The following is a 19,777-nucleotide window of genomic DNA, read 5'->3' on the forward strand; positions in this document are numbered from 1 at the left end:
ATTGAATTACAGCGAATAACACAGAACATAACGGAGTTTGTAAATGAGCTATCAAAATCGATGGACTACAGTGGATGTTAAAGTTGAAGCAGGTATTGCATGGGTAACTTTTAATCGCCCAGAAAAAAAGAATGCAATGAGCCCAACACTCAACAAAGAAATGATCGATGTATTGGAAGTTTTAGAATTAGATGCTGAAGCGAAAGTACTTGTGTTCACTGGTGCTGGTGATTCGTGGACAGCAGGAATGGATTTAAAAGAATATTTCCGTGAAGTGGATGCACAACCTGAAATTTATAATGAACGTATCCGCCGCGATTCTTGCCGTTGGCAATGGCAACTGCTTCGTATGTACTCAAAACCTACGATTGCAATGGTTAATGGCTGGTGTTTTGGTGGCGGTTTCTCTCCTCTCGTTGCTTGTGACTTAGCCATTGCAGCAGATGAGGCAACATTTGGTTTATCTGAAATCAACTGGGGAATCCCACCGGGTAACTTAGTTAGCAAAGCAATGGCGGATACTGTAGGACACCGCACTTCTCTTTATTACATCATGACGGGTAAAACCTTTGATGGTAAAGAAGCTGAAAATATGGGATTGGTCAACAAAAGTGTCCCACTTGCTGAACTCAAAGATGAAGTTACAGAACTGGCTAATATTTTGATCGAGAAAAACCCAGTTGTTTTACGTACTGCTAAAAATGGCTTTAAACGCTGTCGTGAACTGACTTGGGATCAAAATGAAGACTATTTATATGCCAAACTAGACCAATGTATCCACCGTGATACTGAAGGTGGTCGTCAAGAAGGTTTAAAACAATTTTTAGATGAAAAATCAATTAAACCAGGACTACAAACATATAAACGTACAGGCTAAGATGAAAGTGGCATTTACCTAGAAAACATTCTCATTTAGATACTGTTTGTAAATGCCATTCACATCATTTCCTGTTAAAAATGGCCATGTAAGGAAACATACCCATGCACCCGATTCAATTACTTATCAATGGTAAATCCCTCAACTCAAGTTCAGGTAAAACATTTGAGCGAATTAGCCCCATTGATGGTTCAGTCGCTTCAGTCTCGGCAGCAGCAAGTTTGGATGATGTTGATCAGGCAATTCAATCAGCACATCAAGCATTTGCGGTTTGGTCAAAACTTTCACCGACTGAACGTCGCTTACGCCTTTTAAAAGCAGCCGACATCATAGATTCTAAAACAGAAGAATTCATTAAAGTGGGGATGCAAGAAACTGGCTCTAGTGCGACGTGGTATGGATTCAATGTGCACCTTGCAGCCAATATGCTACGTGAAGCAGCTGCCATGACGACACAAATTGATGGCAGTTTGATTCCCTCTGATGTTCCGGGCAATCTTGCTATGGGCGTTCGAGTGCCTTGCGGTGTAATTGTGGGTATGGCACCTTGGAATGCACCGATTATCTTGGCAACACGTGCCCTCGCTATGCCACTTGCTTGCGGTAATACAGTTGTTCTAAAAGCATCAGAAGCCTGTCCAGCAACGCATCGTCTCATCGGTCAAGTTCTACATGAGGCTGGTTTAGGTGATGGCGTGGTGAACATCATTACCCATGCTGGTGAAGATGCACCGCAAATCGTAGAACGCTTGGTTTCTCATCCTTTAACCAAACGTATCAATTTCACAGGCTCTACACGTGTTGGAAAAATTATTGCTGAAACTGCAGCGAAATATTTAAAACCTGTACTCCTTGAGCTTGGCGGTAAAGCCCCTGTCATCGTCCTTGATAAAGCCAATATAGATGATGCTGTAAATGCGATTGCTTTTGGCGCATTTTTCAATCAAGGACAAATCTGTATGTCCACAGAACGTGTTTTAGTGGATGAAAAAATTGCAGATCAATTCATTGAAAAACTGACAGAAAAAGCCCGCCAAATCCAAGCAGGCGATCCAACAAGCCAACAATTTCCTTTAGGGGTTTTGGAAAGCACACGTGCAGCACAACGCGTTCAAGCGCTACTCGAAGATGCGCAAAATCTGGGAGCAAAACTTCCTTTAGGCATCAAAATCGAAAATACGGTAATGCAACCGACCATTATCGTTGATGTAAACAAACAGATGAAACTTTATGCTGAAGAATCATTTGCCCCTGTTTGCACAGTACAACGCTTTAAAACTGAAGATGAAGCGATCGCTTTGGCAAATGACAGTGAGTTTGGTTTGTCATCAGCGGTATTTAGCCAAGATCTTGCTCAAGCTTTAGCTGTTGCACAGCGCATTGAATCAGGCATATGCCATATCAACGGCGCAACTGTGCATGATGAAGCGCAAATGCCTTTTGGTGGCGTAAAGCAAAGTGGTTATGGACGTTTTGGTAGTAAAGTTTCAGTAGCAGAATTTACAGAATTGCGCTGGATCACGATACAAACTACGCCACGACACTATCCGATCTAAAATCATTTAATTTCAATGAGTAAGTCAAACTTACTCATTCATTATCAAGCTATATATGAAATGGCCTAGCCAAACATTGCCTAAGAATTTCTAAAAATTTTACATGGAGTAATAAAAATGGCGCAAATGAATGCAGCCCATCAAGATTTTCCAGAACGGTTCGTCAAGCTAGGTGGGCATGAAATCAACTATCATTATGATGGTCAAAAACTTTATATTTCACCTAAAGAACAGTTAAAAGCGTATCCACAAAAGTTAACTGATCGCCTACTTGAACATGCAGAAAATCATCCTGATCGCCTATTTGCTGCAAAGCGTGGTCAAGATGGTGAATGGATCAGACTGAGTTATTCTGAGGTTGCAAAACGTGCATGGCATATTGCGCAAGCCTTGCATAACCGTAAAGATCTAAGTACAGAACATCCGCTTCTAATCTTATCTGGCAATGATTTAGAGCATTTAGTTTTGTCGATGGCAGCTATGCTTGCGGGCGTTCCATTTTCAGCCATTTCACCAGCCTATTCTCTTATTTCTCAAGATTTTGCCAAACTTAAGCATGTCTTTGATGTACTCACCCCTTCAATGGTCTATGCCAATGATGGCAATGCCTTTGCTGCAGCAATTCAAACCTGCGCAAATGAAAAAGTGGAAATCGTGACCAATTCTGGTTTGATTGGCGATCAACCTGCAACAACATTTTCAAGCCTATTGGACACACCAATTAGTGACATCAAAACTCATTATGCAAGTTTAGATGAACATCAAATTGCGAAATTTTTGTTTACTTCAGGCTCAACCAAACTGCCTAAAGCTGTTCCAACTACTCATTTAATGCTGTGTTCTAATCAGCAAATGTTGCTACAAACTTTCCCAGAATTTGAAGATACACCGCCTATCTTACTTGATTGGTTGTCATGGCATCACACTTTTGGCGGTAGCCATAATGTTGGGATTGCACTTTATAACGGCGGTTCTATCTATATCGATGATGGAAAACCTGTTACAGGCAAATTTGAAGAAACCATTCGCAATTTAAAAGAGATCTCACCAACGGTATATCTCAATGTTCCCAAAGGTTGGGAAGAGTTAACTGTTGCTTTAGAAAATGATGCAGAGCTTCGCGAGCATTTCTTTAAAGATGTCAAAATTCTATTTTTTGCAGGCGCTGCGCTTTCAGATGCAGGTTGGAAAAGACTGGATAATATTGCACAAAAACATTGTGGCGAGCGCATTCGCATCATGTCTGGACTCGGCATGACAGAGACTGCCCCATCCTGTTCATTTTCTACTGGTCCACGGGTCATGGCTGGATTTATTGGATATCCTGCACCGGGCTGTGAAATCAAATTGGAGCCAATCGGCGACAAATTAGAATTTTGTGTCCGTGGCAAAAATGTCATGAAGGGATATTGGCGATTAAACGCAGATCAACAATCCAACATTTTCGATGATGAAGGCTATTTCCATACAGGTGATGCTGTACGTTTGGTTGACTTAGAACGACCTGAAATGGGGCTCATGTATGATGGACGCATCGCTGAAGACTTTAAATTAAATACTGGAACATTTGTCAATGTCGGCACATTGAGAAATAAAGTTTTAATTCAAGGCAATCAATTGATTCAAGATGTTTGTATCACGGGGTCAAATCTAAACGCGATTGGTTTCCTTATTTTCCCAAAAATCGATGCTTGTGCCCAGCTCTCAGGACTTGATCCAAAGCAAAATTCAAATGAGCAGATTTTACAACATCCTAAAATCACGGAATGGTTTAAAAAATTTCTCATCGAATTTAACAAAGATGCTACTGGCAGTTCAAATACCGTCTCTATGCTGTATTTGATGCAAAATCCTCCGCAACTGGATGCAGGCGAAATCACCGATAAAGGTAATCTCAATCAAGGGAATATCTTAAAAAAACGTGCTGAACTTGTAGATAAACTCTATTCAAAACAAACAGAAGATTCGCTGATCATACGAATTCCTGTACTGAAAAAATAATTTAAGTGACTAAAAACATAGCGTTTTTATAACGCTATGCGGCCCCTTTTTGTCCAAATTTATGCAATGAGAATAACGATATGATGCAACAAGATAGTGATTTTGAACTGTTTCGTGACAATTTTAAGCGTTTTTTAGCCGAGCACGTTGCTCCCTTTTATGAGTCATGGGAAGAACAAGGGCTTATTCCACGTGATTTATGGAATAAATTGGGTGAGAACGGATTTTTATGTGTTGATGTTCCAGAAGAATATGGTGGATATGGCGCACCGATCGAATATTCTTTGATGCTGGTTCAAGAAACCGCCAAAGCAGGTTATGCCTCTCTTGCGGTAGCAATCGGTGGACAAAATGAACTGGTTTCTCCATATATCCAAAATATTGGAACTGAAGCGCAAAAAAAATACTGGTTACCGAAAATGGTTTCAGGCGAGGTCGTTACAGCGATTGCCATGACTGAAGCCAATGCAGGCTCAGATTTACAGGCGATCCGTACTCAAGCCATTCTTGATCAAGAGCATTATATTGTTGATGGTTCAAAAACCTTTATTTCCAATGGACTTAATGCCGACTTAATCGTATTGGTCGCAAAAACTGATCCACAAGCACGAGCCAAAGGTATTTCGATTTTACTGGTTGATGCACAGCTTGAAGGAGTCAAAAAAGGTCGCTCACTCAAAAAAATAGGTCTACATGCACAAGACACACTGGAATTATTTTTTGACCAAGTACGTGTACCAAAACATGAATTATTAGGTGAAGAAGGCAAAGGTTTTTCTTATTTAATGCAGGAATTACCACGTGAACGATTAAGTATTTCTATGACTGCTTTAGGTTCGATCTTTGGAGCAATTGAACTCACCGCACAATATGTCCAAGAGCGCAAAGCTTTTGGTCAGTACCTAAGCCAAATGCAAAATACCCGTTTTGTACTCGCCAATGCACAGATCAAAGCCAAAGCAGCACAAGCTTTTGTCCAGCAATGTGCTGAATTGTATAGCAAAGATCAACTTAGCGTATCTGAAGTCGCAGCACTTAAATGTTTTATCACAGACACCCAATGTGAAATCGTAGATGCGCTTTTACAACTATTTGGTGGATACGGCTATATGCAGGAATATCCAATTTCACGTTTTTATGTAGATGCACGTGTGCAAAAAATTTATGGCGGAAGCAACGAAATAATGAAAGAAATCGTTGCCCGTGAATTACTTGGAAAATAACAACATTGCTGTATTGAGTCTTAATCAATTTCTCAGCAATAGATGGGGCGGCAATACAACCTGTATTGCCACAAAACAACAAAATCATTTCAGGAAGAAATGTTATGCGTCAAATATGGTTAATATCGACTGCGGTCTTGTCATCTTCGGTGATTTCTACATCAGTGATTGCCAGTGACTTTATAGATAAAAGTTCTGTAGAATTGACAGCAAGAAATTTTTATTTTGATCGGGATTATCAAGAACAATCCGCCTATCCTGCCGCTAAAGACTGGACACAAGGCTTTATTTTAAAAGCAAATTCTGGTTATACCGAAGGCAAAGTTGGACTTGGATTAGATATTTTGGCTATGGCGGGATTTAAGCTCTATGCTAATGATCATGATGCAGGTACAGGAAATTTACCTCGCGATGCCACGACCAACAAAGCTGCTTCTAGTTATGGAAAAGTTGGTGTAACAGCTAAAGCGAAAATGAGTGAAACAGAGTTAAAAGTCGGGACATTATTGCCGATGAATCCTGTCTTGGTTGCCTCACCTGCCCGTTTATTGCCACAAACCTATGAAGGGATTTCGCTTCGATCCAAAGACCTCAAAAACTTTGATTTGCAAGCTGCCTACATAGATAAAGTCAAACATCGTGACTCTACCAATTGGGAAAATATCAAAATCTCTGGCGTGAATGGTCGCTTTAAAGCCGCAGAAACAGATGGATTGTATTATGCAGGAGGCTTTTATAATTATAGTCCAGCACTCAGATTGGGACTGTTTTATCTCAATGTCAACGATTTGTATGATCAAGCAACAGCTGGATTTTCATACAAATGGGATATCGACCCACGCACAAAATTGAGTACCTATTTCCACTATTATCGAAGTCGAGATGAAGGTTCTGCTAAAGCAGGCGTAGTAGATAATGATTTATATCATGCGCACTTAGAACTGAAACGGGATAACCACAAATTTATCTTTGGTACATTCCAACATCATGGCGATACAGCATTTCCATATTTGTCTGGTGGTGAAACAGGTTTGCTGATTGATACATGGCCGGGCGAATTTTTAAATGCCAAGGAAAAAGTCTATAGCTATCGTTATGAATATGATTTTAAAGATTATGTTCCTGGATTACGCTTTATGACCCGCTATACTCGCGGCAGTAATATCTACGCACCAAACTTAGGTGGAACCAATCTCAAAGAAGATGAACTCGATTTTGATCTTGGTTATACCGTACAAACAGGCTGGTTAAAAAATTTAGGGCTCAGAGCTCGCTATGCAATTTATGATAACAACATGTTATCTACTGCAAATATTAAACCCGTCAATGAAACACGTATAAATATCGATTATACATGGAAATTTAAATAATTTTTTATGCCTTATTCATACGAATAAGGCTATTTTTTTGAGACATAAATATGGATATATTACAGCAAATAGAGCTGCCTCCAATTCATAAAACACTCGCTGGTCATGACTTAAAATGGGATGCCCAAACCCAGACATTTAACGTGAAATATATCGGGATCGAGGCATTTACAAATCCTAGAGGACATATCGAAGGTGGTATGTTGTGTGCCATGTTAGATGATGCCATGGGGCTTTTTGCGGTGCTTTCAAATGATGGACATCCAGCGACGACGATCAATTTGACGATGGATTTTTTAAGACCATGTGCGGTCGGTGAAATCTCCGTCACATGCCAATATTTAAGACAAGGCAATAAAATTTTAAATATAGATGCTGTGGCATTGCAAAATAACAAGATCGTAGCGAGATCAACAGCTAACTTTTTGGTTCTCAATAAATAAGCACCCTCAGAGTGGTATTTATTTAAGTGCAATAGAGTTCTGCATATTAAATCATTATAAATCAGCCTCTTAATCAATATTGAGAATGATAATTACATTCTCAATCGATCAATTCATCTTAAAAATTTGTTCAATCAGCCATAAATGAAATAAAAGGATTATTTTCATGAATGATATATTGCCAAACAAAAGATTCACTTCAAAAATCTTGATACTGAGTTGTATTTTATCCTTAGCAGCCTGCAATGATGGCTCCTCGAATGATTCATCAAATGATTCATCACAATCAACCAGCACTATTCCTCAGCAAACCCCTGCTACTGCGGCTGAGATGCAATCGAGTTGTGAAGATATTTTAAATTTTAAATATGATAAAACCGTGATTTCATCGGCAGAGCTACAAAAAGCTGGAACCATCAAAGTAGGTAATAATCCGATTCCCGCGCATTGTCTCGTCACGGGGTATATGGAGCAACGCGTTAGCCCTGTAGATGGACAAAGCTACCAGATCGGTTTTGAAATGCGTTTGCCTATCCAATGGAATGGTCGTTTTCTCTATCAAGGCAATGGCGGAACAGATGGCAATATCGTGAGTGCTGTCGGAAATATTGGCAGTGGTGGTCCGATTTCCAATGCACTTTATACAGGATTTGCAGTGATCTCCTCTGATGCAGGACATAACGCTTCGCAAAATCCATTATTTGGCATCGACCCTGAAGCACGGATCAACTATGGCTACGGTGCAACTGAGAAATTGACGCCAATGGCAAAAAACTTGATCAAGTTTTCCTATGGTAAATATCCTGATCGCTCTTATGCAGGAGGTTCATCCAATGGTGGGCGACATGCAATGGTTGCAGCGACTCGTTTTGCCGATCAATTTGATGGCATTATCGCCAATGCTCCGGGCTTTCATTTGCCACGTGCGGCAGCTGCTCAGCTTTATACCGCACAACAACTACGTCGTGTTGCGACTGATGAAAATGATTTAAGTACGGCATTTACCCTCGCTGAGCGAAAAGTTTTTGCAAATGCAATTTTAAAACAATGTGATGCTTTGGATGGAATAAGCGATGGAATGGTTCAAGATATCGAAGCTTGCCGTACAGCATTTGATATCCACCGAGATGTCCCTCTATGTCCTGACAATAAACGTGATGGAACTTGTCTAAGCGCAGAACAAATTGATGTGATTGATAAAATATATAAAGGACCAACCAATTCTCAAGGTGAACAACTTTACGCAACCCAACCTTATGATCCGGGTCTAATCGGAAGTAACTGGGCCAGTTGGAAGTTTTCATCCTCTGTCGGCAATCAACGCGACCCTGTTGCTGTCGGTATCATTTTCCAAGTACCGCCTGATAAAACGGTTATGGATGATTCACGCACATTTGCATTTAATTATAATTTTGACACCGATTATTTAAAGTTATCTCAAACGAATGATGTCTATACTGAAAGTGCCATGTCCTTTATGTTGCCACCTGACGAACTCAATCTCGATGCGCTTCTTTATAAAGGGGGTAAAATGATCGTCGTACAAGGGGTCTCTGACGGTGTTTTTTCTGTAGATGACACACAAAAATGGTATGACAATCTAACAGCCACCTATGCAACAAAATCAATCAATACAGCAAATTTTGTCCGATTTTTTAGAGTACCCGGTATGAATCACACTTCTGCGGGTATTGCCACAGACCAATTTGATGCGCTCACAGCATTGGTTCGCTGGGTTGAATATGGCGAAAAGCCAGATCAAATCATTGCAACCGCACGTGGCACAGGCAATGCGAGTGGTGTGATTAACGCCGAACTACCAAGTGATTGGTCACCTAATCGTACACGACCACTATGCCCCTACCCATTGATCGCACGCTACAATGGCCAAGGCGATAGCGAAAAATCTGAAAATTTTAGCTGTAAATAACTTTTTTAAATGCAGATAGCGTATATAAAATATTCTCTATCTGCTTCCAGCATCGTCTTTCGTCACTGAAAAATAATTTATTTTATAATTATCTTTAGCTGAAATTTTATATAAATCATCAGCATCAACCTTGTTTTTATTTTCGATTTGATTCATCCACTCTGGCATTTTCCGATATTTTAAACAAACCCTTCTTCCCAAAAAATGTAAAATATCAAAGGGTAAAGAAAGTATTTCAAAAAAGGGATTTCGATCATGTAACAATCTTATTCTTTTCCAGCTATCACTCGCTTTAGGCTCGATATTGATCACATCATTACAATAGACTAAATGTGATTTCCTAACATAATACACTGAATTTTATATAATTTTTTTAAAATTAGTATCGAAAGTTCCTTCTCCATTTAGGGAGAAGGCTAGGATGAGGGTGAATTTCAATCTAAATTTTATTTATGCATGATATCTTGATATCTTGATATCTTGATATCTTGATATCTTGATATCTTGATATCTTGATATCCCATATACAAGAAAAACAGTTACAATCAAACAAATATAATGATTATTTACATTTTTCAAATGCTTCTTCTTTGGAAATATTGAATATAAATGAATCTTTTGAAATACATGAATAGTTCACTAGATTATATTCTTTTGTATATGAACCATATTCAACCTCCACACCGATACTCGTTCTAATCGCTCCATTTTTTATTTTCTCTCTTAGCTTATTTATATCAGTGGGCGGATTCAAGCAGCAAGTGCAACAGTATAAAAACCAGCCATAACTTCACTTGGCGTATACCAGCCTAGTGTTTTTCTAGGACGATGGTTGAGTGAAAATTCTATCTGCTCTATTTCATCGTTTGACACGTCATCAAACGATGATGATTTTGGCAGATATTGCCGGATTAAACCATTCGTATTTTCATTTCTAGCTCGCTGAATAGACTTGTAAGGATCAGCAAAATAAGTATCTATGCCGACATCAGTAATTCTTTTGTGTTCGGCAAATTCCTTTCCATTATCAAATGTTACACTATAAGCATGGCTCATTCGTAAACGATCTAATGCACAAGTAATCGTTTTAGAGGATGCTCTCGTTGACCCTAAATGAACAATATGTACGTACAGGCTCTTTCGATCAACGAGGGTTAATAAAGCTCCTTTATGATGTTTACCAATCACCGTATCACCTTCGAAATCTCCTAAACGTTGTCGCTGATCAATGACCTGGTCTCGGCAATGAATACTTGTTTTATCAATGATTTGCCCTCTACGATCCGTGTTTTTGTAACCTCGTTTTCGATATTTCTTCTGATGCCTTAAGTGTAGATGGAGGTTACCTCCTTGTGATTTATCTTGATAAATGTGCTGGTAAATCCACTCATGTGAAGGTACATCCAGCCAACCGCGTTGTGTTAAAGCACCTGAAATTTGTTCTGGTGACCAGTCTAAGCCAATTAAGTAATCAATATAAGCGAAGGCAAATGCTGTCATGGATGATGAAGGATGGTACCGTCTTTGACTTGCAAATTTCGCTGCCTGTTGAGCTCTATATCCACGTTGCCCAGTATTTCTTTTTAACTCACGGTAGATGGTTGATCGTGAACGCCCTAACTCCCGAGCAAGGCTAGCGATTGAACTTTTACTTTTCAAAGTAGCATAAATTTCGTATCTTTCATCTTGAGAAAGTTGGGTGTATTTCTTCATTGTGTGCTTTCCAATTGCGAGTTGAAAAAGTCTAATGATTCTATGAATACACCTAACTTTTTCAACTAACTACAAGTGTGTTGCACTTGGGATTTGAATCTGCGGTGCAAATTAAAAATCCATCTCGATCTTTATCAAAATTTAAATCGGAGCTAATCACTGTGTCTGCAAGATTTTTGATTTCAGGATAGATCCAATTCATTCTTTTTGCTTTTACAATTTGCTCATTTTTAATCGCACACAAATCATTTCCTTGAATGACATAATCAAATTTATCTTGATCCGTTTTTTTACAACCAGTGATCAATACCGATACACCTATGATTAAAAAAATTTTAGCTATTATTGTCATTGCTATGACTCTACATTATTGATATTTATTTTGATGAAGCTAAGGGTTGTAGGTCTATCCTCCCAACATTCATTTCAGCATTGCTTGAATAAGCATAACTCTCTGGGACAAGCCCTGTATATGTAAAAGTTTTATGTTTAAAATTTTCAAAATCTATATAAATTTCAGCTGGATATCCAACACTTTCTTTTGATGGTCTAAATAAATAATAGGTATATGTTATACCATGAATATTAAACTCTCCTCTATTGTTGGTTGTGATCAAATCCTTTTTAGATTTTCCTGGTGAAAAACTTATATATCCAGAAACATTTCTGAGAGGCTGCTTAGTTTCTGCATCATATAGCACTCCTTTTGCATCGGGAGTGAGATACATCGTCTTTTCACTACACAACATTAAAGACAGCGCTTGCCCGATCGCCAAAATGCCAATCTTTGCATTTTTCAAAGTCAGCATAATTTCACCAAAAAACACATGTGTTCACAAATACTCATTTAACATCTCATCGTGATTTTGATAAAGTTCTACTTAACTTAAATAAAACAAAAGCTAAATAATGACTAAACCTTTAATCACCCTTGGTAGCGTGACAACACATGGCGGTGTTGTCACCGAAGTTGATTCACATTTAACCCTAAATGGTATTCCTGTACATCTTGAGGGTATGTCGCATGCTTGCCCAAAATGTAAAACTGTTGTGACCGCTATTGCCAGTGGAAAAACCCCAAAACTCAATGGCAGAACCGTGATTTTACAAGGAGATAAAGCTTCTTGTGGCGCAACTTTTATGGCAAGTCAAGGCACAGTGACTTCTACGGGATAATCCTGTGACATTTATTCCTTGCAACATTTGATCTTTACAGCATTTATTGCTGATAAAAAATGCATCATCTTTTCGGCTCAAAGATGATGCATTTTAGGTTTTAAAGACTACAATTTACGCGTTATATGAATAACTAAAGTCCGTCTCATTTACATCAATATCGATTGAGCTGATCTTATTTTCAGTACCCATTCTCGATAAAATTTCTAAACTCAATTCTGGCAATATCGTATTGGTGATGATTGCATCAATCATTCGTCCACCAGACTCCAGTTCTGTGCAACGATCTACGATTAATTTTAAAACATCATCCGTATAATTCAGCTCGATTTCATGGTTCGCATAGATACGTTTCACCACTCGATTTAACTGCAATTTGACGATTTCAGAGAGCATTGCATTTGATAATGGATAATATGGAATGGTTTGGATTCGCCCTAACAAAGCGGCAGGAAATACTTTAAGTAAAGGTTCTCTGAGTGCACCTTGCAAGCCTTCTACAGAAGGTTTTAAATCCTCATCTTGACATAAATCCATGATCAATTCGGAACCGACATTGGTTGTGAGAATAATCACGGTATTTTTAAAATCAATATAACGTCCTTCTCCATCTTCCATCCAGCCTTTATCAAAGACTTGGAAAAATATTTCATGGACATCTGGATGTGCTTTTTCCACCTCATCCAGCAAAATAACGCTATAAGGTTTACGTCGCACAGCTTCGGTTAAAACACCGCCCTCACCATAACCCACATAACCCGGAGGAGCACCTTTTAATGTTGAAACTGTATGTGGTTCTTGATATTCACTCATATTGATCGTGATTAAATTATGTTCACCGCCATATAAAGTATCAGCAAGCGTCAGCGCGGTTTCAGTTTTACCAACACCCGATGGACCTGCCAACATAAACACACCGATCGGTTTATTTGGATCATCGAGTAATGCTCTTGATGTTCTTACGCGTTTACTGATCGCTTCAATACCATGATTCTGACCAATCACGCGCTGATTAAGGACTTCTGCGAGATTTAATACACGTTGAACTTCATCACCCAGCATTTTCCCGATCGGAATACCGGTCCAATCAGCAACAACTTGCGCCACCAACTCCGAATCAACCACAGGGAAAACCAAAGCATTTTCTTGTTGTAATTGGCGTAATTCGGTTAAAAGTTGCGTTTGCTGCTGTTTTAATTGTTCAGTTTCTTCTGGGCTACGTTGCTGAGCCAGTTCAGTTGTTGAGTTTAATTTCTCACGCACTTCAATCAATTGATCAACTAATTTGCTTTCATTTTCATATTGCTGTTCGATCTGATTTTTTTCAGATTCAAACAATGCAATTTGTTCTTCAATTTTTTCAAGCTGCTTTTTATTTAAGCTATAACCTAGATTTTGCTGTTTCAATAAATGTTGCTTTTCTACCTCAGCAGCATTTATCTTTTGCGTCAATTCAGTCAAACGAATGGGTAAAGCACTCAAGCTCACAGAAACTCGTGCACATGCAGTATCAAGTATGCCGATCGCCTTATCTGGTAACTGACGCGCAGGTATATAACGCTTAGACAATTTTACCGCAGCCACGATTGCTTCATCTAAAATTTGAACTTGGTGATGTTTCTCTAAACGTTCACTTAAAGCACGTAGCATCGCGCCTGCATCTTCTTCAGACGGTTCTGCAACTTGCACAGTTTGAAAACGTCTCGTTAATGCGGGATCTTTCTCAAAATATTTTTTATATTCTGCCCATGTTGTCGCACCAATCGTTCTTAATTCACCACGTGCCAGTGCAGGTTTAAGTAAATTTGCTGCATCCCCTGTCCCAGCCGCACCACCCGCACCAATTAATGTATGAATTTCATCAATAAATAAAATAATCGGTTTAGGGCTTTCATTGACTTCTTTGATAATCGATTTAAGACGATTTTCAAATTCACCAGTCACGCTTGCACCTGCTTTTAAAGCACCGATATCGAGTAAAAATATTTCAACATCTTGCAGTGCTGGTGGCACATTTCCTTCAGCGATTTGTATAGCCAAACCTTCAACAACTGCCGTTTTACCGACACCTGCTTCACCTGTCAAAAGTGGATTGTTCTGTCTTTTACGCAACAATATATTGATCATTTGGCGGATTTCATCGTCACGCGCCGTCACAGGATCCAACTTCCCATCTCGGGCTTGTTGAGTCAGATGTGTACCATATTTATGCAGCGATGTTTGCCCCTGAGCAGCATCACCAGTTGCATTTGGATCAACACTAATACTTTCTTTTTGCTCAAATGATTCACTGCAAATTTTATTAAATTCGGCTTCCAAAAGTTCAGGATTTATTTTTGCAAATTCATCTGAAATATTTAACAAATGACGACGATAATGATTTGATTTCAATAAGGTATAGATCAAATAACCACTACGAATATTTGCTTTTGAAAATTTTAAAGAGCTGTATAACCATGCTTCTTCAATCAGCTGAATGATATCTTCCGAAAAGTCATTTACAGAACTATGCCCAGCTTTTAATTGATTCAGCTGTGTTTCTATTTCTTTTAAAATTTTGCTGTGATCTAACTGAAAATATTTTTCAATAAAAAATAAATCATTATTTTCTTGCTGTTCTAACTGAAATATCCAATGAATGATTTCGACATAACGATTTTCACGTAATTTTGCGAAGAAGAAGGCATTCTCTAAACTTTTATAAAGTGTTTTATTTAACTTGGCGAACAATGCCGAACGGCTAACATCTGACATTATGAATATCCTCTCATTTTAATATTGTATGATGACTTTAGGGTTATGTTTTGGCGTACCAATCCAAGATGTAAAACCGAGTGCTAAACCTTCACCAAGTTTTTGCCGGGCAATCTTTTTCTTATCTACGATATATTCAGCATCCCACTGATATTGGTGCCGAGTGTAATGATCGAGCCAAGAAATCAGTTTTTTGGCATTTTCAGAACCACGTAAAAATTTTAAATACTTCGTCGGTGCTATCGGCCCAATCACCACGCGAAACTTTTGTGTTGCATCAAAGATCTTATCGCCAAGCAAAATTCCCTGACCCAATCGAACTTTTTTTGTATTTGAAAGATGTGTGCTAAATTCGCTTGCATCTACCCATTGACCAATATTTTCTTTAATTTCCACAGGTGTATTAAAATAATTTTCTAGTAAAATTTTAATATTGGCACTCGGCATATTTTGATTTAACAACAAATTTGCATAGTGAAATTTTGAATAATGTGCAACATCTGGTTGGATGTGTTGCTGATTTGCCAAACCAACTAAACTTGCAATAAAACGACTAAAATGCCAGTCATCACGCCCTTCTAAAGAGATAATATCTTGGGCATCACGCCATGATTTATAAAATAAAGCGATCAGTCTATTTTGGAAAATATCGACAAAATCATTGAATGTTTGATCTTTTTGATGCAGTTTTCTTTCGTAAATTTGTTCACTGATATGAATCGGTAATGCGCCATTGGGACCAAACACCCCAAAGCCTTTAATATTTACTTTGAGATATTTATCTTTTAAAACCAAAGCATGAATTTGTTTATCTTGAAATGCCAAAAAAGCAGACTGCCCAAAACGCACTTTGCTGGCATGAAAACTTTTTTCATCCCCGATTTTGCTTTCCAAATCACACAAGCTTTCAAGTGATCTCAACAATGCAAATAGCTGCATTTGTCCTAAATAAACACTTTGGTTCACCTGTTTAAAGCTTGAAAAATCAGTTTCTAATTGATCCATAACACATCCTTAAAAACTGGTGAAATCAGCAATAACAGCATTATTTTTATTTTTTAAACAAATCTCGACAAAATGGTTAATCGGTGCAAATGATTTAAAATATTCCAACAATACACGCCCCCAAAGATAAGGGTGAACATGGCTCATCAGCATTTCATCGATAATAATTTCAAAGTTCAAACCACTTACCGCAGTTAAATGCTGTTCCACACGTTTAACTTTTCGCACATTTGTAGCTTTGATATTTTGAATGGCATTAATTTGCGTTCTAAATGAAACATTTGAAGTAATTTCATAAAAAATATAAAGATTATTTTTGATTTGCTGTGTCAGTGCCTTACTATCACTTAAACTCAGCGGCACGAAATTGGAAGTCACCAAATTCATCAAACGCCACAAAGATGAGCTTTCAAAAGGTGCTGAAATCGGTTGGGTAAAACTAGTTTTACGTTTTAATTTACGAATTTTATAAGTATCGTTGGACATTTTTAGATCTTTATCCAAAGTCCAACTGATTTCACTTGGCAGTGAACGATTACTACACCATGCCGATACTGAAAGTTGATTGAGATCATCTTCCACGATTGATTTTAATTGATTGGTCAGCAAGACATAGCATTCACTGCCTTTATATGAATTCTTTTTAGAAGACATTTGCGACTGCTGATGCGTCTCTGAAAAAAAGCCATAACTCGAATCATCAAAATGGTCGGTATCATTATCTAACTTATAGATTGGCTCAAAAACTTTTACCTTGTGATTTAGTTTGCTATAACCTTCAATTCGATCAATCTGTAAAACTTCAAAATCAATCGGACGAAGTTTATCCATGACCACATGCTGTTCATTTTTAAATTGATCGACAATAATTCGCGCACGTTTTTTAAATGCATTATTAATAATCATACAATTTAGATTTAAAGCATCTTCATCTAAAAAACGATCTAATAAATCAGAAGTATCATTGAAGACATAACTAAATTTTATAATCAAAGGATTTACGATACTATGATCAGTATCATTTATCACGATAGCATCTTTATTTTTCTTGAAAATATCTTGAAATAAACTCGATAAATTTTTAATTTTAAAAAATAAATATTTCTCAGGCAGTATCGCATATTCTAAAATATGCTTGAGATGATTTGAACTGCGTTGATTATAAAAAGTCAGATATTCATCAAAACCAACAAAATTAAGCTCAGGTTTAAACTGATAATTCCAAGCATCAAGCCCTTCTATTTCTGCACGAATAAACTCTGTTTTTTCGGCGAGAAAATACATCAACTCTGAACTCACTTTTAAATCTGAAGCATTGATATGCCAACGCATTTCATCATAATTTAACTTATCAAATGAAAATCCCGCAGGTATATGTAAATTGAAATTTAAAACAGACTTTGATTTCTTGTTGTTTAATTTATTGGAAAGAATATGTGAAACTTCATGGCTATAACTTAACTTTTCAATATTAAATGGCACGATTTGTAAACCATTACATAAAGAAAATTCACAGGTGGCTGAACCTTTTGCATGATCAAAAGTAGATACTTGTGCAAGTCGAGGTATTTTAATGGTTTTATTTTGCTCAGAAAAAAACTCTACGATTCCCGCACTAGGAATAGATTGCGTCAGTACTGGGTGAATCACTTTTAAAATATGCTGCACAAAATTGGGGTATTCTGCATCTATTTTTAAATTGACCCGTGCTGTCAAAAAGCTGACTGCTTCAATCAATCGTTCGACATAGGGATCTTCAATTTCTGGTGCAGCTAGACCTAAACGTGTTGCAGCTTTTGGATGTTCTTCCGCAAAAGCTTTAGAAGCATCACGGAAAAATTTTAATTCTTGATGATATTTATCTAAAAAGACCTTATCCATGATTCCCCCTTAATTTGTTAATCTAAAGTTTCCAGTTTCTACATCTAAATGTGTTTGCAATATAAATCGTTCAGGGAATGGCGTTGATTTGATAAAACCTTTAATTTCTATATTCATCTGATTATATTTAGCTTTTATATCAGTACCTAATATACATTTGACATCCAAACTTTCTGATAATATTCGTGGCTCAAAATACTGTATAGCCGACATAATATTTCTTTCTACCGCTGCCCAATCAATCTCAGAAACGTTTTTACCTGATATAGGCTTAATCCCAAAATTGATCACAGATGACTCATATTCTTGGGTTTCACTATCATCTTTGGAATAATAAAAACTCGATGTATTTAATAAGTAAAGTAAATCTCGGATAACCATATTTTTCATTTTCTGGTTATCTATTCCTAGTACAGCATCTTGATGATTTTCTTCAATCAATCGATCAAAAATAGATGCTGTATTTTTTATATTCTGACGTTTAGACATATTTAATATATCGTTAAAGTGCTTTTATACTTTCAATATCCAATATTGAGATATCGATATCACCATTTGAAAATGTTTTTTGACCGATGCCTATTTCTAACTCACCCACTTCAGTCCACTTGGTTAAGGCTGAATATTTGCATTGATCATCTAGCTCTAGCTTGTCAGTAAATGGATAACGTACTGGGAAAAAACAGGCCAGATGTCGCTGATTTTTTAACAAAACTTCGCCACGTCGCCAGATAAGATCAGTCAAAAACTCAGTCTTTTTAAATTTCACTTCTTGGATATCATTGATATCAATCCAAAAATATTGATTTTGTTCAAAGACTTCTAAAACAAATGCTGTACGGCAATCGGTATCTAGGAATTGACTTGTGGTTTCTTGCTGATCGTTACTTGTGATTGATAATGTATCCAGAGATTCACATTTTTCAAAAAACAATGCAGAAAGCTTTTCGGTATCTTGTGCCAGATATGCTGCAAGTAAATCATGCTGTGAACTTGAGTCTACGGCAGTTTTTCCCCAATAGTTTGGAGCATCAATCTGTCCTTTAAACACTTGCTCACGAATGATTTCGCATTCGATATTTCCTAAAAATAATGCTTTGGTTTGATTATCATTTGGATTCAGTTTAATAAATTGTTGCGCTATTTTTAAAGCACGATCCCACTGTCCATCAATACAATAAAGTTGTAATAACTCCAATCGTAAATTATGGTTTAAAGGTTGATTTCTAATTAAATCAGTTGTTTGTTGGATTTTATCTTCTAATGACATAGTGTTCTTATAATGAAAAACTTAGCGTAGTGATCTACGCTAAGTTTTTTGAAGTTAATATTAACCAGTAGACTTATTAAGTTTAATATCGTAAGCCATTTGGGTTTCAGGACCACGTCCACCACGCTCTGTTTGTTCCCAATATTGGTTTTTAACTTTCACTGCTTGGAATGAATAGTTAACAAACAAGACTTCGTTGGTTTTAGAACCTTCAAACTCAACACCAGTCACAATTACATCTTCTAATGTAATACGTGAATATTCAATTTGTTCACCACCAGCTTTACATACTGAAATTTCTAATTTCGGTATATGACGACCAATTGCACTGTGTTTTAAAATAATTGGTGCTGCTTTATCAATCGCTGCAGTGACTTGTAGATCCTGGAAATTAACTTTACCTGCACCACCACCACCGCCACTTGTTAAAGTCGCTGGTTGGCTTGCGCCCCAAGTAAAATCTTGAACATCAATCCACTCTTTATGATTCGAGTCTTTTGATTCTCCATTAATTCCATCAATTTTTAAAAAAATATCAATAGCCATATTAGTGCCTTATATTCATTCAAGTTTTGTAT

At 37.4% G+C, this 19,777-nt stretch carries 18 protein-coding genes; 8 read left to right on the forward strand and 10 right to left on the reverse strand.

Features of this window, described 5'->3' with window-relative positions:
* The first annotated feature begins 43 nt into the window (after nucleotides 1-43).
* The 7 genes from F960_RS07905 to F960_RS07935 all read left to right on the forward strand — a co-directional run bounded on the left by F960_RS07905 (nucleotide 44) and on the right by F960_RS07935 (nucleotide 9,400).
* Nucleotides 44-877: a p-hydroxycinnamoyl CoA hydratase/lyase gene (locus F960_RS07905; protein WP_004861820.1), complete on the forward strand. Its 834-nt coding sequence runs from the start codon at nucleotides 44-46 to the stop codon at nucleotides 875-877.
* 104 nt (nucleotides 878-981) lie between these two features.
* Nucleotides 982-2,433, forward strand: coding sequence for an aldehyde dehydrogenase (locus F960_RS07910; protein ID WP_004861824.1), 1,452 nt, complete (start codon nucleotides 982-984; stop codon nucleotides 2,431-2,433).
* 111 nt (nucleotides 2,434-2,544) lie between these two features.
* Nucleotides 2,545-4,434: a feruloyl-CoA synthase gene (locus tag F960_RS07915; protein WP_373855019.1), complete on the forward strand. Its 1,890-nt coding sequence runs from the start codon at nucleotides 2,545-2,547 to the stop codon at nucleotides 4,432-4,434.
* Nucleotides 4,435-4,517: 83 nt separating this feature from the next.
* Nucleotides 4,518-5,657 carry an acyl-CoA dehydrogenase family protein gene (locus F960_RS07920; RefSeq protein ID WP_035374185.1) on the forward strand — a complete coding sequence of 380 codons (1,140 nt, stop codon included), beginning with the start codon at nucleotides 4,518-4,520 and terminating at the stop codon, nucleotides 5,655-5,657.
* Nucleotides 5,658-5,761: 104 nt separating this feature from the next.
* Nucleotides 5,762-7,027, forward strand: a complete 1,266-nt coding sequence (locus F960_RS07925; protein ID WP_004861832.1) for an OprD family porin — start codon at nucleotides 5,762-5,764, stop codon at nucleotides 7,025-7,027.
* 50 nt (nucleotides 7,028-7,077) lie between these two features.
* Entirely contained in the window at nucleotides 7,078-7,470 is a 393-nt protein-coding gene (locus tag F960_RS07930; protein ID WP_004861834.1) for a PaaI family thioesterase, read from the forward strand.
* 166 nt (nucleotides 7,471-7,636) lie between these two features.
* A complete protein-coding gene (locus F960_RS07935) occupies nucleotides 7,637-9,400 on the forward strand; it encodes a tannase/feruloyl esterase family alpha/beta hydrolase (RefSeq protein ID WP_004861837.1) in 1,764 nt (587 codons plus the stop codon).
* Nucleotides 9,401-9,436: 36 nt separating this feature from the next.
* Here F960_RS07935 and F960_RS07940 read toward each other — a convergent pair whose 3' ends face one another.
* From F960_RS07940 to F960_RS07955, 4 genes are all read right to left on the reverse strand, one after another.
* Nucleotides 9,437-9,712, reverse strand: a complete 276-nt coding sequence (locus tag F960_RS07940; protein ID WP_035374182.1) for a hypothetical protein — start codon at nucleotides 9,710-9,712, stop codon at nucleotides 9,437-9,439.
* Between the two features lie 438 nt (nucleotides 9,713-10,150).
* Nucleotides 10,151-11,113 carry an IS30 family transposase gene (locus F960_RS07945; RefSeq protein WP_004854881.1) on the reverse strand — a complete coding sequence of 321 codons (963 nt, stop codon included), beginning with the start codon at nucleotides 11,111-11,113 and terminating at the stop codon, nucleotides 10,151-10,153.
* A gap of 61 nt (nucleotides 11,114-11,174) precedes the next feature.
* Nucleotides 11,175-11,465, reverse strand: a complete 291-nt coding sequence (locus F960_RS07950; protein WP_004861841.1) for a hypothetical protein — start codon at nucleotides 11,463-11,465, stop codon at nucleotides 11,175-11,177.
* A gap of 25 nt (nucleotides 11,466-11,490) precedes the next feature.
* Nucleotides 11,491-11,922, reverse strand: a complete 432-nt coding sequence (locus F960_RS07955) for a hypothetical protein (RefSeq protein WP_004861843.1) — start codon at nucleotides 11,920-11,922, stop codon at nucleotides 11,491-11,493.
* Nucleotides 11,923-12,022: 100 nt separating this feature from the next.
* Between F960_RS07955 and F960_RS07960 the strand changes: the two genes are divergently transcribed.
* On the forward strand, nucleotides 12,023-12,289 hold the full coding sequence (locus F960_RS07960; RefSeq protein WP_004861846.1) for a PAAR domain-containing protein: 267 nt from the start codon (nucleotides 12,023-12,025) through the stop codon (nucleotides 12,287-12,289).
* A gap of 114 nt (nucleotides 12,290-12,403) precedes the next feature.
* Here F960_RS07960 and tssH read toward each other — a convergent pair whose 3' ends face one another.
* Genes tssH through F960_RS07990 form a run of 6 tightly spaced genes read right to left on the reverse strand, consistent with a single transcriptional unit; the run spans nucleotide 12,404 to nucleotide 19,745 of the window.
* Nucleotides 12,404-15,043 (reverse strand): type VI secretion system ATPase TssH, encoded by a 2,640-nt coding sequence (gene tssH / locus F960_RS07965; protein WP_004861847.1) that lies wholly within the window; start codon nucleotides 15,041-15,043, stop codon nucleotides 12,404-12,406.
* Between the two features lie 18 nt (nucleotides 15,044-15,061).
* Nucleotides 15,062-16,048 (reverse strand): type VI secretion system baseplate subunit TssG, encoded by a 987-nt coding sequence (gene tssG / locus F960_RS07970; RefSeq protein WP_004861852.1) that lies wholly within the window; start codon nucleotides 16,046-16,048, stop codon nucleotides 15,062-15,064.
* 9 nt (nucleotides 16,049-16,057) lie between these two features.
* Nucleotides 16,058-17,929, reverse strand: coding sequence for a type VI secretion system baseplate subunit TssF (tssF, locus tag F960_RS07975; RefSeq protein ID WP_004861855.1), 1,872 nt, complete (start codon nucleotides 17,927-17,929; stop codon nucleotides 16,058-16,060).
* Nucleotides 17,930-17,938: 9 nt separating this feature from the next.
* Entirely contained in the window at nucleotides 17,939-18,418 is a 480-nt protein-coding gene (gene tssE / locus F960_RS07980; RefSeq protein ID WP_004861861.1) for a type VI secretion system baseplate subunit TssE, read from the reverse strand.
* 13 nt (nucleotides 18,419-18,431) lie between these two features.
* Nucleotides 18,432-19,199: a type VI secretion system accessory protein TagJ gene (locus F960_RS07985; RefSeq protein ID WP_004861865.1), complete on the reverse strand. Its 768-nt coding sequence runs from the start codon at nucleotides 19,197-19,199 to the stop codon at nucleotides 18,432-18,434.
* A 60-nt stretch (nucleotides 19,200-19,259) separates the two neighbouring features.
* Nucleotides 19,260-19,745 carry an Hcp family type VI secretion system effector gene (locus F960_RS07990; protein WP_004861869.1) on the reverse strand — a complete coding sequence of 162 codons (486 nt, stop codon included), beginning with the start codon at nucleotides 19,743-19,745 and terminating at the stop codon, nucleotides 19,260-19,262.
* Nucleotides 19,746-19,777 lie beyond the last annotated feature (32 nt).

This window comes from Acinetobacter gerneri DSM 14967 = CIP 107464 = MTCC 9824, assembly GCF_000368565.1.
GTDB classification, from domain to species: Bacteria; Pseudomonadota; Gammaproteobacteria; order Pseudomonadales; family Moraxellaceae; genus Acinetobacter; species Acinetobacter gerneri.